A 14,979-nucleotide genomic window follows, 5' to 3' on the forward strand; every position below is an offset into this window, starting at 1 on the left:
GCCGCCATATAAGGACCAATTTCATAGCGAAATGGGGTGTCTCTGTCTGCATTCAGACTAAGAGACACCCCATTTAAGTAGAGAGCATTCTATTTAATTCAAACTTGTCACTGTAAGACTAAGACAGCCTTAGCAAAATAATGTTACCAGCTGGATTCCCTCTTCCGGAGAGATGCGTACCAGTCCTTTATCCGAAATGCGCAAGGTCGGAATTACCGCAAGCGCAAGCAGTGACAGCGTCATAAAAGCATAATTCAGTGTGCAGCCCGCATCGTACAGAGCTTTGCTGATAGCAGCGGACTGGGCGGCAGCGGTCTCAAATGGTTCCGCGGACATAAGTCCGGCAATCGCAAGCGGGAACAAGGTCGTGCCGCCGCCGGTAATTACAGCCACTCCACCCTGCGCTTCAGCTACAGCCCGGGCAGCCTTGGCCATCAGTTCATCATCGTTGCCGATGATCAGCACATTGTGGCTGTCGTGGGCAACGGTCATGGCGATTGCCGCCGGTTCATGGAAGCCAATTCCCTCCACAAGCCCGACCGATTTGTTGCCGGTTCCTTTATGCCGTTCGAATACAGCGATTTTGCATAGGCCGTCTCCCACCTGCAGCTTGCCGTCCTTCACAGGACGCTGCACAATGAGTTCACCGGTCTCCACATGGTTCTCGATGACCTTAATGACCCGGACAGCAACACTGCCCGACTCCACGGGAGCATGGATAATAAAATCATCCGGAACCGGAAGCTGCGGCAAATGAACGGACGCCAGCACTTCCTGCGGGTAGGTGAATGCCGGCAGCGAGGCCGTCATGATGCCATTCTCGGCCACGACCACACCTGCAGCAATGGTCATAACGACGTTGACATCGGCCAGATTTCCGTCCAGCAAAATAATATCTGCGCAGGAGCCCGGAGTAATTGAGCCGATATCGCGGGCTACCCCGAAGCGCTCGGCGGTATTGATCGTTGCCATCTGGAAGGCAGTGACAGGCTTCACACCCTGGGAAATGGCATGGCGCACCACAAAATCCATATGTCCTTCATCCCGCAGTGATTCCGAGCTGCGGTCATCGGTAACGAGCATCATCCGGCGCGTGTCCAGCCCGTGTTCGGTATGCGCTGTGATCGTCTTCGCCACATCATGCCAGGCGGAACCGCGGCGCATTTTGGCATACATCCCCAGACGGACACGCTCGATCACATCTTCTGCGGTAACACACTCATGGTCACCGGTTACACCCGCTGCCGCATAGACCGGAAGCCTCCAGTCACTGGACGGCCAGGTAAAATGCCCATCCACATATCTGCCGGCCCGCAGCGTAGCCTGGATCTCGCCGAGCATTTTCTCATCGCCGTAGACTACACCCGGAAAGTTCATCACCTCACCGAGGGCAATAACATCCGGCCCCCAGGTATAAGCCTCCGCCACTTCCTCCGGTCCAATAGAAGCGCCGGTTGTTTCGAATTCAGCTCCCGCCGAAGGCACACAGGAAGCTACCTGCATATAAGCGGCAAGCGGTGTGCCGCGCATCTCATCCAGCATCAGCTTGATGCCCTTCAGTCCGAACACATTGGCAATCTCATGTGCGTCGAAGAACCCGCCAGTTGTCCCTAGCGGCAAGACCGCACGGGCAAATTCCGTTGCTGTCAGCTGTGTGCTCTCAATATGACAATGTCCGTCAAGCAGTCCCGGAGCGATATATCTGCCGGCTGCATCAATGATCTGTGTGCCTGCTCCTATCGTGTGCGAAACATCCTTACCGACATAGGCGATGCGCCCCCCCTGTACCGCAACAGACATTCCCTCCAGAATTTCACCGGAGATTACATTGACCAGCTTCCCGCCGGTTATTACCAAAGATGCCGGCTGATCGCCGCGGGCTGTAGCCACAAGCTCAGGCACACAATCCGCCAAAGGTTTTCTAATATAAGTCATGACTTCCACTCCCCTCCGATATCTTGCATATATTTTAAGAAAAACGGCCTTACTGCCCTTTGCAGGACGCAAGCCGTTTCTTGGTTAAAGCGCGGGCCGTCCGCTTCATCCGGACAGCACCTGTTCCCTACATTCGACCGGCTGCAGTATTCAACCGATTATCTTACTTTTGCATCATATACGTCAAGTGCCGCCTGAACACCAAGCCCGGCGGGAACAGCATGCCCATGCCGCAGCAGCGCCCCCTCCAGCGCACCGAGCAGGCGTAGCACATTATTCTCCCGGCAGCTGAAGCCCATCGTGCCGATGCGCCAGATCCGCCCTTTTAACGGCCCGAAAGAACTGGCAATCTCAATGCCGAAGCGTTCCAGCAGCATCGTCCGCACGGCTTCCCCGTCAACGCCCTCCGGAATAAGCACACAGGTCACCACCGTCAGTTTGCTCTGAGGATCTCCGTACAGCTTCAGCCCCATTGCCGTAAGTCCGGCTACTAGCGCCTCTTCATGCAGCGCATGCCGGGCATGCCGGGCCTCCAGCCCTTCCTCAAGCACCAGCCGCAGCCCTTCGCGCAGCGCATAAAGCATGGAGGTCATCTCTGTATGATGATTCAGCCGCTGGGGGCTCCAGTAATCCTGAAGCATTCCCAGGTCAAAATAATTGCTGCGCACAAAATCCAGCGCTTCAGCCTGCACCTCACCAGTCCTCAGGCCACGCTCCACCCGCTTGCGCTTCAGTAGCTTGGCCTCCGCCCGTGCATTGTACGTAACCGGGGCCATGCCCGAAGGAATGGACAGGCATTTCTGCGTGCCGCCGATCACGGCATCCAGCAGCCAGGCATCTGTCTCCACAGGCACACCTCCGATCGTCGCCACCGCATCCACAATCAGCAGGGCATCCTGCTCACGGCAGGCCCGCCCGATGCCGGCCAGCGGCTGCACACGTCCCGTGGAGGTCTCTCCATGTACGATTGCCACGATATCAGGCTTGAAGCTCTTCATGGCTGCAATCACTTCCTCGGGGTCAAACACGCACCCCCATTCCTTCTCAAGCGTCAGCACCTCTGCCCCGCAGCGTTCGGCGATTTCATGCAGCAAATGGCCGAAGCGGCCAAAAATCGGAATCAGCACCCGGTCCCCCGGAGCAATCAAACTGACCATTGCCGCTTCAATTCCGGAGCGTGAAGTGCCGTCCACAGGGAAAGCCCATTGATTGTCCGTAACGAACAGTTCCCGCAGCATCTCCATCGTTTCATTCATAATACCCGTAAATTCGGGATCGAACTGTCCCAATACCGGAAAAGACATGGCCCGCAGCACGCGCGGATCGACTTCCACCGGACCCGGGGTCATAATGCACCGCAGAGACGGCGACAAATCTTCGTACCGCTTCATAATCATCTCTCCCTAGGCTAACTCAGCTCTCTTTATAGGCTAATTCATATAACATAGCTGTTAAGACATCCAACCCGGCTGCCAGCTCCTCCGGCGACGAGTATTCATCCGGGGAATGGCTGATTCCCGCCCGGCTGGGCACAAAAATCATGGCTGTCCGGCATCCGGACGCAAACAGCTGGGCATCATGCCCTGCTCCGCTGATCATGGTGCGGAAGGTTTTCCCCTGAATCAGGCAGATCTGTTCCAGCGTCCTGCTCAGGCCTTGATCCATAGGCGCAGGCGCTGTGGACAACGTCATGACCACTTCCAGCGCTAGTCCCCGCCTGGCTGCAATGTCCTCAAATCCGGCCATCACTCCAGAGCAGAAGCTCTCCAGCCTTTTCGCCTCACTGTGGCGGATGTCCAGCGTAAACTGCACGTCCCCCGGAATAACATTTGATGTGCCCGGGTAAACCTCAAGCCTGCCTGAAGTGGCTACCAGCGGATCTCCGGCTTCCACCGCAGAGCGTTCCAGCTCCAGCAGCATTTCCGCTGCACCGGCAAGCGCATCCCGCCGGTGCAGCATCGGTGTTGTGCCGGCATGATTGGCAGTTCCGCCGACCTTAACGGTAAAGCGCCTCTGTCCGGCGATGGCCTGCACGACCCCAATCTGCAGCGCGGATTGTTCCAGCACAATCCCCTGTTCAATATGCAATTCGACAAAAACGCCGATATCTGTTCTGGCTGCCGTTTGTCCTGCCGCAACTGCTCTATGATCTCCCAGATCCCGGAAATCTCCTAGCGGGTGCTCCGAGCTTAAGCCGCAGGCTTCCATCGCTGATTTTATCGTTACACCCTCTGAATCGGCGGCTGTCTCGGCTTCGCTTCCATCATACAGGCCCGTAACATGGCCCGAGCCCCAGAAGGTCAAGGGAAACCTGCTGCCTTCTTCTTCGCTGAAGGATACAACCTCCAGGGTCCGCAGCGGCTGCCCGAAGTTCTGCTGCAAATAATTCAGAGCCGTCATGGCGGCGGCTATTCCATAAGCGCCGTCATATTTGCCGCCGTTCAGAACCGTATCAATATGAGATCCGGTTAATATCACTTTACTGTCCGGTTGTGATCCGCCGAGCCGTCCATAAACATTCCCCACCCTGTCTGTCCTGACCGCCAGGCCCATCCCGGCCATCCGCTCCTGCAGAAACTGCTGGGCCTGAAGCCATTCCGGTGTGTACAGCAGCCTGGTAACCCCGGGTCCGGGGGCGCTGAAAGCGGCAAGCTCCTCCAGCAGCATCAGCATCTCCCGGGCCGGTGCCTGAATCAGCGGCGTATTCATATAGAGGGCTGCCCTTCATAGGTCCGCAGCCATTCCCCGCCGCCTTCGGCCACCACACCTTGTTCCGCGTTGTAGACAACCGTACCCCGGCTGAGCGTTGCCATTACCTTGCAGGACAAGGTCATTCCGGTATAAGGACTATGTTTATGACGGTATAACAGATCTTCTGCCGCCAAGGTATAGGAGTGATCCGGATTCAGCAGTACCAGATCGGCATCCAACCCGGGTGCGATCGAACCTTTACGGTGATCCAGCCCGAATCGCCGCGCCGGAAGTCCTGACAGCAGCGCAGAAATCTGCGTAACTGGCAGCCCACGCACATTCACCCCTTCGTGGAACATCAGCTCCAGGCTGCTCTGTGCGCCGGAAATACCGCCCCACGCTTCAAAAAAAGACAATCCGGGAGCAAGCTTAAGCTCTGTCGGACAAGGCGAATGGTCTGAGGCGATGAGATCGATTTTACCGTCTGCGAGTACCTTCCACAAGCTTTCTTGTTCCTCCAGGCTGCGCAGCGGGGGTGCACATTTGGCCAGCGGTCCCAGTTCCTCCATGTTATCCTCATTCAGGATGAGATAGTGGGGGCAGGTTTCCGCAGTAACATCAAGGCCGCGCAGCTTGGCAGCATGAATCATTTCAATCGCGGCAGAAGTGCTGATATGCACGAAGTGCAGCCGGCAGCCGGTTCGCTCACTGTATAGCAGCGCTTTGGCTACCGCTTCCAGCTCGGCTTCCGCCGGGCGGGAAGCGGCAAAATCGCGCGCTCCGGTCCGCCCGCTGCGCAGGGCGTCGGCCGACAACGCCGCCGTCAACTCCTCGCTCTCTGCATGCAGTGCAAGAATGCCGCCGAGCGCAGCAATTTTCTTCATCCCTTGATAGAGGGTATCATCGTCCACCTCGCGGAATCTCCCTTCCCCTTCACCGCCGGGGTTGGAGATAAAGGCCTTAAAGCCTGTAACCCCGGCTGCCGCAAGATGCTCCAAATCTTCCAGATTGCCGGGAACGAGTCCGCCCCACAGCACATAATCCACTGCAGAGTTCCCGGATGCGGCTTCTGCCTTGAGCTGCAGTGCGGCTTGATTGACCGTTGGCGGGTTGCCGTTCAGCGGCATATCTGCATAACAGGTGATGCCTCCTGCCGCCAGCGCCGCCGAACCGGTACGGAAGCCTTCCCAATGGCCCAGTGCCGGTTCATTAAAGTGGACATGCATGTCAATCATGCCCGGCAGCACATATAGTCCTTCCGCATCAAGGATGCGGGTATCCGCTCCTGCCGCAAGCTGCTTGCCGAGGGCAGCGATCTTGCCGTCCTTCACCCCGATATCCAGCTTAAGCACTTCCCCGGGGAGCACTACATCTCCATTTGTGATGATAAGCTCATAGGTTTCTTCCATGAATCGGTCACCTCCGGTCATCTGATCTTTATGATTTCATTAGCTTCCCCGGTACGTGCTGTACCCTCCGGGAGCCACCAGTAACGGAACATGATAATGGGCGGACGAATCAGTTATATTGAAGCGGATCGGGATTTGTTCGAGAAAGAATGGAGCGGCTCCATCAGCACTGCCCCCTTCTCCGGAGGCTTCAAACGGCAAACTGCTGCTGCGAAAATAATCTCCGGCCATAAACAGCAGCTCGTAGGTGCCGGCTGCCAGTTCTGCACCTTCCAGCAGCGGAGCGTCCAATCTGCCATCGGCATTCGTTAGAGCTTCGCGCAGCAGTGAAGCTGCCCCGTCTTCCAGCCTCCATAGCTGAAGTGCCATGCCGGCAGCGGGGATGCCCCCGGACAGGTCGAGAACGTGGGTAGTCAGCCGCCCGCTCATGCCGGAATCCCTCCGGGAACCACGGTACTAACTATAATCCGGCATGGCAGGCCAACCCGCAGATATATCCTGCGGAGCATGCACCGGCACCCGTCCTTCCAACCTGACTTCAGCAAGAGAGATATATCCATCACACGGATGCCCGCCCACTGCCAAGCTTTTTCCGTTGAATTTTCAAAGTTGAAGTTATCTAAACCTTTCGTTCCATGCTTTATCAGTTCAATCCGATGTTTAATCCAATGTCCGTTCAGTGGTCTGTTCAGTTGCTCATCCAATTGCTCATTCTGCCGTCTTTTGGCGTGTACCTTCATCCGTTCCGGCATGGCTATCCCTCCTGCGGGGTTGTGTAGTGAATGCAGCATTAATTCTCAAAGATGCAGTTTTAGCTGCATCGTTTTAAATGCATCATTTTTCTTCCGTTATCAGGTCGCGGAGCCGGAAGCTGGTGATTTTGCCGATTTCATAGAGCGCCTGCTCCCATTCTTCCGCCAATGAACGGTCGACCCGTTCCCCGATCGCTTTGATAATGTCATCCTTGTTTTTACCGCGTACAGCGAGAATAAAAGGGAAATGAAACTTCTCCGTATACGCCGCATTCAACCCGGTCAAACGCTCGAACTCAGCAGGTGTCAGCTGATCCAGACCTGCCCCCTGCTGTTCTGCCGCCGACAGCGGCGTGACCTGCAGCCGCGTGGCCAGATCAGGATGGGACCTCAGCAGCTCCTCAATCCGGCTTCGCTCCGCACTTTGTGCCGTTTCCAGCATGACACCGTGCAGCTGTTCCACGGACTGAAAAGGAATGTACCCGTAAGCCCCCTCCGCCACCCAGGGTGAATGCTCAAATATCCCTCCAAGGGTTCTCACGAATTCCTCCTTACCTAGCCCATTGATCTTATCCAGCGTTAAAAAATCATCCGGCACAGTCATCGGCCCACCCCGCTTTCTATCGCTTTGTTTACCGCACGCAAGATCCCGCCATAACCGGTGCAGCGGCAAATATTCCCCGACAGCGCTTCTTCCACTTCCTCCTGCGAAGGCGACGGATTCTCCTCCAGCAGGGCGACTACCGAGATCACCATCCCCGGTGTGCAGTAGCCGCACTGAAATCCTCCCTCTTCCAGAAAAGCACGCTGCACAGGATGCAGCCCCGCTTCACTGAGCCCTTCAATGGTTGTAATCTCCGTTCCCTCGCATTGATAAGCCATCGTCAGGCAAGAGTTGACCGGCCGGCCGTCGATCAGAACCATGCAGGCTCCGCAGCGGCCAATTTCGCAGGATCTTTTGGTTCCGGTAAGCTCCAAATCCTCGCGCAGAATGCTCAGCAGCCGGCGGGCCGGCGGAACCTCCGTAGACACCTCTTGGCCGTTGATGTTGCAGCTCAGTGTGAACCCCGCCCCGGTATCCCTCGCTGCCTGCTGTGGTGCAAGTCCGCTTTGATTCTCCTTAATGTCCAATTCGTAGTTATCCGACATGCGTCTTCACCGCCTTCTGCGGAATAAACGGCGTAGCCTGCAGCCATTCGGGTTCGATCGGCAGCCGGTTGACCCGTTTGTGAACCGCCTGGAATACAGCAGAAGCGACTGCGGGGGCCAGATTGACCGAACCGACTTCCCCAATGCCGCGGGGGCCGTAAGTATCATGCTCCGGTAAATCTTCAATCGGCTGCACCTGGATGCTGCCGTTCATATCGACAATCGTAGGAACCAGATACGTATCCATGTTCTTCGTTACATAGCTGCCGCCAGCCATCACCGCATCTTCCGTTAATGTAAAGCCGATGGCCATACTGCTGCCGCCTTCAATCTGTCCCAGATAGCCTTGCGGATTGGCAACGGGACCGGCCGCTACCGCATGATACTGATCGGTCACGCGGACCCGGCCGGTCAGCAGATTGACCTCCACCTTGACCGCGATGGCGGAATACGTGTACAGAAAATGGGCACCCACCCGTTCCAGCTTGGTGGTCGGATATTTGAACACTGTCTCACAGACAATCGGCTCTGTGATGCTGCGCGCAAGCTCCGTATAGGACAGCAGCAGCCCGCCATCCTTATGCCGGATTCCTCCGGGGCCGGGCTTCAAGCCTTCAACCGCTGCTCCCGTCCTGGCCGCTGCAGCTTCCAGCAGCCGGGCTGTAAAATCCGGATGCAGCCGCTTCAGCGCCATCCACATCATGCTTGTGGAGCGGGAAGCAGTGCTGGAGCCGCTGTCCGGCACTACATCCGTATCGCCAATGACGATCCTAAGGTCATCTGCAGCAAATCCGTACTGCTCGATCAGCATCTGCTCCATTGTCGCTATCAGCCCTTGGCCGAATTCCTCGTAGCCGAAGACCGCCTCGATCTTGCCGTCCAGTGCCAGCGACAGCCGTCCGCCTCCCGGATCGGGAATACCATAACCGAGGCCTGCACCGTGCATGGCAATCGCCGCGCCGGTTCCGGTCACAATCCACGGCTCCTTCGGCATCGCAGCCGGAGTACCCGGAGCCTCTGAATCATCAGCTCCAGTATGAGGCAACTCCGCTTCCTGCATCAGCGGAGATGCCGCCAGCGCCTCCCACACCTGCATCGCCCCATGCGTCTGGGCGATCTCCTGCCCAAGCGGCCCTGGATCGCCGTAGCGCCGCAAGTTCCGGCGGCGCAGCTCCCACGGATGCAGATTCAGCCGTTCAGCGAGGCGGTCTACCTGCCCTTCCAGGGCAAAGATCGCCTGATTGCCGCCAAAGCCGCGGAATTCACCGGATACACCATTGTTCGTATACACCGCAAAGCCCTCCACCTCCACATGGCGGATCTGATAGGGACCTACCACATGCTCCGTGGCAAAATTCAGCACTTCCGCCCCCAGTGTCGCATAGGCCCCGGTATCGGAAATAATCCGCACCTGATGGGCCATGATCGTCCCCTCGCCGTCGCAGCCAGTCTTCATTGTAATCTTCATGGGATGGCGCTTCAGCCCGGCGCGCAGCGATTCCGCGCGGGAATTATGCAGCCGGACCGGACGCCGGGTCCGCAGTGCGAGCAGCGCTCCATACGGCTGGACATTCAATTCGTCTTTGCCGCCGAATGAACCGCCGATCGGACTGGAAATGACCCGGATATCCGCCTCCGGGAGGTTCAGTATCCGCGACAGCTGCCTGCGATCCATCAGACCATGCTGTGTTGCTGAGTAGACTGTTAGCCTTCCGTTTGACTCTGGGATAAACAATCCGCCTTCGGTCTCCATGTACGTATGCATCTGGCGCGGCGTCCAGTAGGTCTCTTCCACAACATGGGCACAGCCTGCGAACGCCGCTGCCGGTTCGCCCTTGCGGTATTCCGTATGATGAAGCACATTGCCCTCTTCATGCAGCAGGATCGCCTCGGGCTTCATGGCTTCCTCAGCATCCTCCAGCAGCGGCAGCTGCTCATAGTCCACATCAATCAGCGATAGCGCATATTCGGCAATTTCATCGCTGTCCGCAGCTACAGCGGCAATCGCGTCGCCGGTATAACGCACCCGGTCGCTGCAGAAGACCGGCTGATGCGGCAGGGCAATACCGAAGCCGTTCAGCCCGGGCACATCCTCATGGGTAATGACCGCATGTACTCCAGGAACCTCAAGTGCCTTTGCCGTGCGGATAGACAGAATGCGGGCATGGGCCTGATGGCTGCGCAGCACCCGTCCGGTCAGCATCCCTTCGGCGCTCATATCGGTTAAATACTGCAGCTTGCCGGATACTTTCCCCTGCCCGTCGGGCCGTGTACGCCAGCGGCCTCCGCTGGATTCCTTGTTCAGCAGCATTCCCCTCACCCCAATCCACCTAATTTTCTATAACGTTTACTCTCCTCCGCCTGCATTCAAGCCCTTCCACAATTCAGAAACGATGAGATTGCCCGCGGTTTTCCGCTTATAGGCTTCGGTGGAAAAAGGATCACTATATGTGTCAAAACTGCTCTCCACCGCCTCGTACACTGCAGCCATCAGACTGTCGCTGTAGACAGCACCTTCCAGAAGCGCTTCAGCCGCCGGAAGCCGCTGTGGTCTGCCGGTACCTCCGCCTGCTGCAATGCGGACACCACTCAGGCTGCAGCTTGCGGCATCGAGACTTGCTGCAACAGCTATGGTAACGAGCGAGGCTGTAAAGGCATCCCGCCGCCCCACCTTGCGAAAGATCTCCAGCTTACTCTGCTCCCCATGTTCATGCCCTGCCGAAGGAAAGCGGATCCCGGCAAGAAGTTCAGCTGCCGGCTTCTCCCCGCTCCAGCGGCGTTTCAGCCAGGCCTCAACAGGCTGCACCGAAAGGAATTTGCCGTCGAAGGAGGCCACTTCGGCATCGTAAACCAGCAGCGCCGGGAGAATATCTCCATAACCGGAAGATATATTGCCGCCAAGTGTAGCCAGATTGCGCACTGCGGGTGCGGCAATGTTGCGGACCGCCTCCTGCACCGCCGGAGCGATCTCACGCAAATCCCTGTTCCCGCGGCATTGCGACAGCGAAACCAGAGAACCTATGGTTAAATAATCTTCAGCGAGTCCGATTTCACCCATCCCGGCGATATTCCGTAAATCGATCATCTGCTGCGGCAGAGGAGCCGTCCCCGCTTCCCATTGTGTCCGCAGCAGCGTTCCGCCGGATACATATACAGCTCCTTCGCCTAATATCGTCTTCAGCTCCCATGCCTCCTGCAGGCTGCGGGGCTGATGCACTGCCGGGGGAGCCGGCTTTTCACTCCATATAGCTCCCATCACTTCCGCCTCCTCACCAGTTGGCATTTCTTCCATGCATTATATTCATCTCGCTGATTCAATCAGCGCCGCTGCGTCAAAAACGCTGCTCGCGGATATAAGGTGTACCCAGTGACTCCGGCGTGCCGGATGGTTTGTTGCGGTTGCGGTAACCGAGGTACATCAGCACGAGAATCGTTACGACGTACGGAATCATCTTAAGGAAATAAGGCGGAATTGCGCTGCCGAGCAGCTGGAGGCGGAAACCAAGCGAATCCAGTGCACCGAAGAAGTAAGCGCAAAAGAGGGCACGCAGCGGATTCCATCTGGCGAAGATCACCAGCCCGACGGCAATCCAGCCGCGTCCTGCCGTGAGGCCTTCATTCCAGGTCGGCGCGTATGCCAGCACCATATCCGCACCCGCAAGGCCGATCAATGCCGCACCGGCTGTCACGTAGCTGTAACGGATCAGCTGTACGCGGATCCCCATAACATCCGCCGTGGCCGGACTGTCCCCGACCGCACGTAAATGCAGTCCCCAGGAGGTATGGTGAATCAGCAGATGCAGCACCAGAACGAGCAGCAGGCTGAACCAGGTCAGGTAATCCAACCTGCCAAAGAGATCTCCTATCACCGGGACTGACTTAACCCAGCCGAGATCCAGCTTCGGCGAAGTTCCCGGCAGCGGCAATCCGCTGATGGACTTGCCCAGATAAGCGCTGAGCCCGCTGCCGAACAAGGTCATGGCCAGACCTGACATCGTCTGGTTCGCCCGGAGTGTGACGGTGAGAAACGAATGCACCAGGCCTAGCAAGGCGGTGACGGCCACCGCTGCGAGCAGAGCCAGCAGCAGGCTGCCGCTGCGGATGTAGATGATACAGGTGGTTACCGCCCCCATCAGCATCAGCCCTTCAGCGCCAAGCTGGATAATCCCTGCACGCTCATTCAGGATGCCTCCCAGTGTAGCCAGCAGCAGCGGCGTTCCGGCGGAAATGGCGGCGATTAATAACTGTGTAGTGAAATCCATGGTTTAACTCCCTTCTCTCAGCAGAAACAGCTATGCGCTCCGGCGGAAGCGGAAACGGTGAATCATATCCCCTGCAATCAGGAAGAACAGGATCGAGCCCTGCAGCATTTCTGAAATGGACGAAGGCAGCCCGATGGTCTGCACACTATAGCCGCCGACAATCAGGCCGCCGAACAGAATCGAAGTGACAATCAGTCCGAGCGGATTCAGCTTGGCAAGCCAGGCGACAATGATCGCAGTATATCCGTAACCCGGAGAAATCCCCTGCATCAGCTTATGTGTAACTCCGGAAACCTCCGCCATTCCGGCAATTCCGGCAAGACCGCCGCTAATCAGCATTACGACAATAATATGGCGTTTGATATGGATACCTGCATAACGGGCAGCCGTCGGATTGGCACCAATCAGCCGCAGCTCATAACCCCAGCGGGTGAACTTAATCATCAGATAATAGATAGCCACAGCGACAAGGCCGAAGATCAGCCCGATGTGCAGCCTTGTGGTGCCGAGAACCGGCAGGGACTGGGCGGCGGTAAACATCGGAGAGCCCGGGAAGTTAAAGCCCTTCGGATCTTTCCAGGGCCCGAATACCACATAATCAAGAGCAAGCAGGGCCACGTAGTTCAGCATCAGGGATGTAATCAGCTCATTGACCCCGAAATGCGTCCGCGGAATTGCCGTCATCAGTCCCCAGAGCGCACCTGCGGCAGTGCCGAACACTAGCATCAAAGAAATGGACCAGAACGAAGGCAAATCGGGAAAATAAATCGTCACTGCCGTAGCTGCCATCGCTCCGACCGTCAATTGTCCTTCCGCGCCGATGTTCCAGACGGAAATCCGGTAGGCTACAGCAATGCCAAGTCCGCAGAGCAGCAGCGGAATGGCTTTGACCATCGTTTCGGTAAGACCGTAAGAGGTGCCAAAAGCACCGCGGAACATCTTCTCGTATACGACCACTGGACTCATGCCGTTGGCGGCAATAAACACCGCGCAAAGCAGCAGGGCCAGAATGACAGACAGAACGGGAGTCCACCACGGAGAGCGGGTTCGGCTTGAATCATACTCCAGCCGCAGCTTGGACCGGTTGCCCGGTTTGGCCGGAACAGGATCAAGCGCTGCAGCATTGCTTATATTCTTCGGACTCATACGGCGCTCTCCTCCCTGTTCTGAATCCCGGCCATCAGCAAGCCAATTCTCTCTCTATCTGCATTCTCATGGTCACTTTCCCCAAGGATCGAACCGTTATAAATCACCAATATCCGGTCGGATAATTGCAGCAGTTCATCCAGATCCTCCGAGATGAGCAGCACTCCGCTGCCTGAGCCGCGCAGCTCCATCAGCAGTTCATGGACACCGGCTGCCGCGCCTACATCCAGACCTTGCGTCGGGTGAACCGCCACCATCAGCTTAGGGTTGTGGCTGACCTCCCGGGCAAACAGCAGCTTCTGCTGATTGCCGCCCGACATTTGCTGGACTGGCGTATCCAGCTCGGGAGTTTTCACATTGAAGCGCTCAACCAGCTCCCGCGACCAGGAACGGTTCTTCGCTGCCTTCAGAAAGCCGAGTTTGGAGTGCTCTTCACTGCGGTAGGACTTGAACAGCAGATTGTCCACTGAGCCCAGCCGTCCGGCAAGGCCGCTCTTCATCCGGTTCTCCGGCACATGAGATATTCCCGAATCAATTGCGCCCCGCACCGAAGCCGCTTTTACCGGACTGCCGTCAAATATAATCTCGCCGCTCCGCCAAGTCCTAAGCCCCGTAAGCACTTCCGCCAGCTCCTTTTGTCCATTGCCGGCAACACCTGCGACCCCTACGATCTCCCCTTCGTTTACAGTCAGGGACAAGCCGTCCAGGGCTTTACGGCCTTGATCGGCAGCGACGTCCAAATTCCGTACAACCAGCAGTGCCTCACCTTGGGTAGCTTCCCGCTCCTGGCGGCTGATCGTAACCTCCCGGCCTACCATCAGCCGGGCAAGCTCCAGTTCATCTGTCTGCGCCGTGTTCAGCGTAGCGATCATTTTCCCTTTGCGCATAACGGAAATACGGTCGGAAGAAGCCATAACTTCCTTCATTTTATGTGTGGTCATGATCACCGTCTTACCCGCCTGCTTCATCGCCTTCAGCGTTTCGAACAGCTGCTCCGCCTCACCCGGGGTTAACACGGAGGTTGGCTCATCCAGAATGATGATATCCGCGCCGCGGTACAGCGTTTTGACGATTTCCACACGTTGCTGTTCACCGACAGACAGCTGCCAGATCGGGCAGTCTACCGGAAACATCAGACCGAAGCGCTCAGCCAGCGCCTCAATCTCCAAATGCTTATTTTTCATCCATTTGCTTCCACGCCAGAAAGACGACTTTTCGCCAAGCACGATGTTCTCCGCTGCCGTGAGACTTTGCACCAGTCTGAAATTTTGAAATACCATGCCTACGCCGAGGGATGCTGCATCCTTGGGGGAACGGATTTTGGCCAGTTTACCGTGAATGAAAAGTTCGCCTTCATCCGCCCGGTATACCCCTGACAGCATGCTCATGACCGTGCTTTTTCCTGCTCCGTTCTCACCAAGCAACGCATGAACTTCACCCGCATTTGCCGAAAAATCGACTTGATCGCTTGCCGTTACAGCTCCGAACCTCTTCACAATTCCGCGCATTTCAACTGAATGATTCTGCATTATGGGACGCTCCTTTCCTTATACTTGTAGGACGGGTGGGGAAGGTTCCCCTTCCCGGAACCCGCCCCACCCATAAGGCCATACTGTATGCAATTGTAGAAAACGA

General features: G+C 56.9%; 13 protein-coding genes. All 13 read right to left on the bottom strand.

Translation table 11 applies throughout. From position 1 onward, the window contains the following. Positions 1-129: 129 nt before the first annotated feature. The 13 genes from NYE29_RS02390 to NYE29_RS02450 all read right to left on the bottom strand — a co-directional run bounded on the left by NYE29_RS02390 (position 130) and on the right by NYE29_RS02450 (position 14,873). The gene (locus NYE29_RS02390; RefSeq protein ID WP_340894190.1) at positions 130-1,935 is read right to left on the bottom strand and encodes an adenine deaminase; all 1,806 of its coding nucleotides are present in this window, start codon (positions 1,933-1,935) and stop codon (positions 130-132) included. Positions 1,936-2,093: 158 nt separating this feature from the next. Next, positions 2,094-3,326 (bottom strand): pyridoxal-phosphate-dependent aminotransferase family protein, encoded by a 1,233-nt coding sequence (locus tag NYE29_RS02395; protein ID WP_340894191.1) that lies wholly within the window; start codon positions 3,324-3,326, stop codon positions 2,094-2,096. Positions 3,327-3,348: 22 nt separating this feature from the next. Further along, positions 3,349-4,644: a Zn-dependent hydrolase gene (locus NYE29_RS02400; protein WP_340894192.1), complete on the bottom strand. Its 1,296-nt coding sequence runs from the start codon at positions 4,642-4,644 to the stop codon at positions 3,349-3,351. Beyond that, entirely contained in the window at positions 4,641-6,035 is a 1,395-nt protein-coding gene (locus NYE29_RS02405) for an allantoinase (RefSeq protein ID WP_340894193.1), read from the bottom strand. Before NYE29_RS02405 ends, NYE29_RS02400 begins: the two co-directional genes overlap by 4 nt. Before the next feature lie 39 nt (positions 6,036-6,074). Next, positions 6,075-6,464, bottom strand: a complete 390-nt coding sequence (gene uraH, locus NYE29_RS02410) for a hydroxyisourate hydrolase (RefSeq protein WP_340894195.1) — start codon at positions 6,462-6,464, stop codon at positions 6,075-6,077. Further along, positions 6,461-6,787 carry a hypothetical protein gene (locus tag NYE29_RS02415; RefSeq protein WP_340894196.1) on the bottom strand — a complete coding sequence of 109 codons (327 nt, stop codon included), beginning with the start codon at positions 6,785-6,787 and terminating at the stop codon, positions 6,461-6,463. The genes uraH and NYE29_RS02415 overlap by 4 nt, the downstream gene beginning before the upstream one ends. Before the next feature lie 82 nt (positions 6,788-6,869). Beyond that, positions 6,870-7,391, bottom strand: coding sequence for a 2-oxo-4-hydroxy-4-carboxy-5-ureidoimidazoline decarboxylase (gene uraD, locus NYE29_RS02420; RefSeq protein WP_340894197.1), 522 nt, complete (start codon positions 7,389-7,391; stop codon positions 6,870-6,872). Then, positions 7,388-7,936, bottom strand: a complete 549-nt coding sequence (locus NYE29_RS02425; RefSeq protein WP_340894199.1) for a (2Fe-2S)-binding protein — start codon at positions 7,934-7,936, stop codon at positions 7,388-7,390. The genes uraD and NYE29_RS02425 overlap by 4 nt, the downstream gene beginning before the upstream one ends. Beyond that, positions 7,926-10,247 carry a xanthine dehydrogenase subunit D gene (gene pucD / locus NYE29_RS02430; RefSeq protein WP_340899585.1) on the bottom strand — a complete coding sequence of 774 codons (2,322 nt, stop codon included), beginning with the start codon at positions 10,245-10,247 and terminating at the stop codon, positions 7,926-7,928. The genes NYE29_RS02425 and pucD overlap by 11 nt, the downstream gene beginning before the upstream one ends. 36 nt (positions 10,248-10,283) lie before the next feature. Next, complete coding sequence (locus tag NYE29_RS02435) at positions 10,284-11,228, bottom strand: FAD binding domain-containing protein (RefSeq protein WP_340894200.1); 945 nt, start codon at positions 11,226-11,228, stop codon at positions 10,284-10,286. Positions 11,229-11,268: 40 nt separating this feature from the next. Beyond that, positions 11,269-12,198, bottom strand: a complete 930-nt coding sequence (locus NYE29_RS02440; RefSeq protein WP_038587328.1) for an ABC transporter permease — start codon at positions 12,196-12,198, stop codon at positions 11,269-11,271. A 30-nt stretch (positions 12,199-12,228) separates the two neighbouring features. Further along, positions 12,229-13,344, bottom strand: coding sequence for an ABC transporter permease (locus NYE29_RS02445; protein ID WP_076114161.1), 1,116 nt, complete (start codon positions 13,342-13,344; stop codon positions 12,229-12,231). After that, a complete protein-coding gene (locus tag NYE29_RS02450; RefSeq protein WP_340894201.1) occupies positions 13,341-14,873 on the bottom strand; it encodes an ABC transporter ATP-binding protein in 1,533 nt (510 codons plus the stop codon). Before NYE29_RS02450 ends, NYE29_RS02445 begins: the two co-directional genes overlap by 4 nt. Between the last annotated feature and the right edge of the window lie 106 nt (positions 14,874-14,979).

The organism is Paenibacillus sp. FSL M7-1046, assembly GCF_038007405.1.
In the GTDB taxonomy this organism is placed as follows: Bacteria; Bacillota; Bacilli; order Paenibacillales; family Paenibacillaceae; genus Paenibacillus_AQ.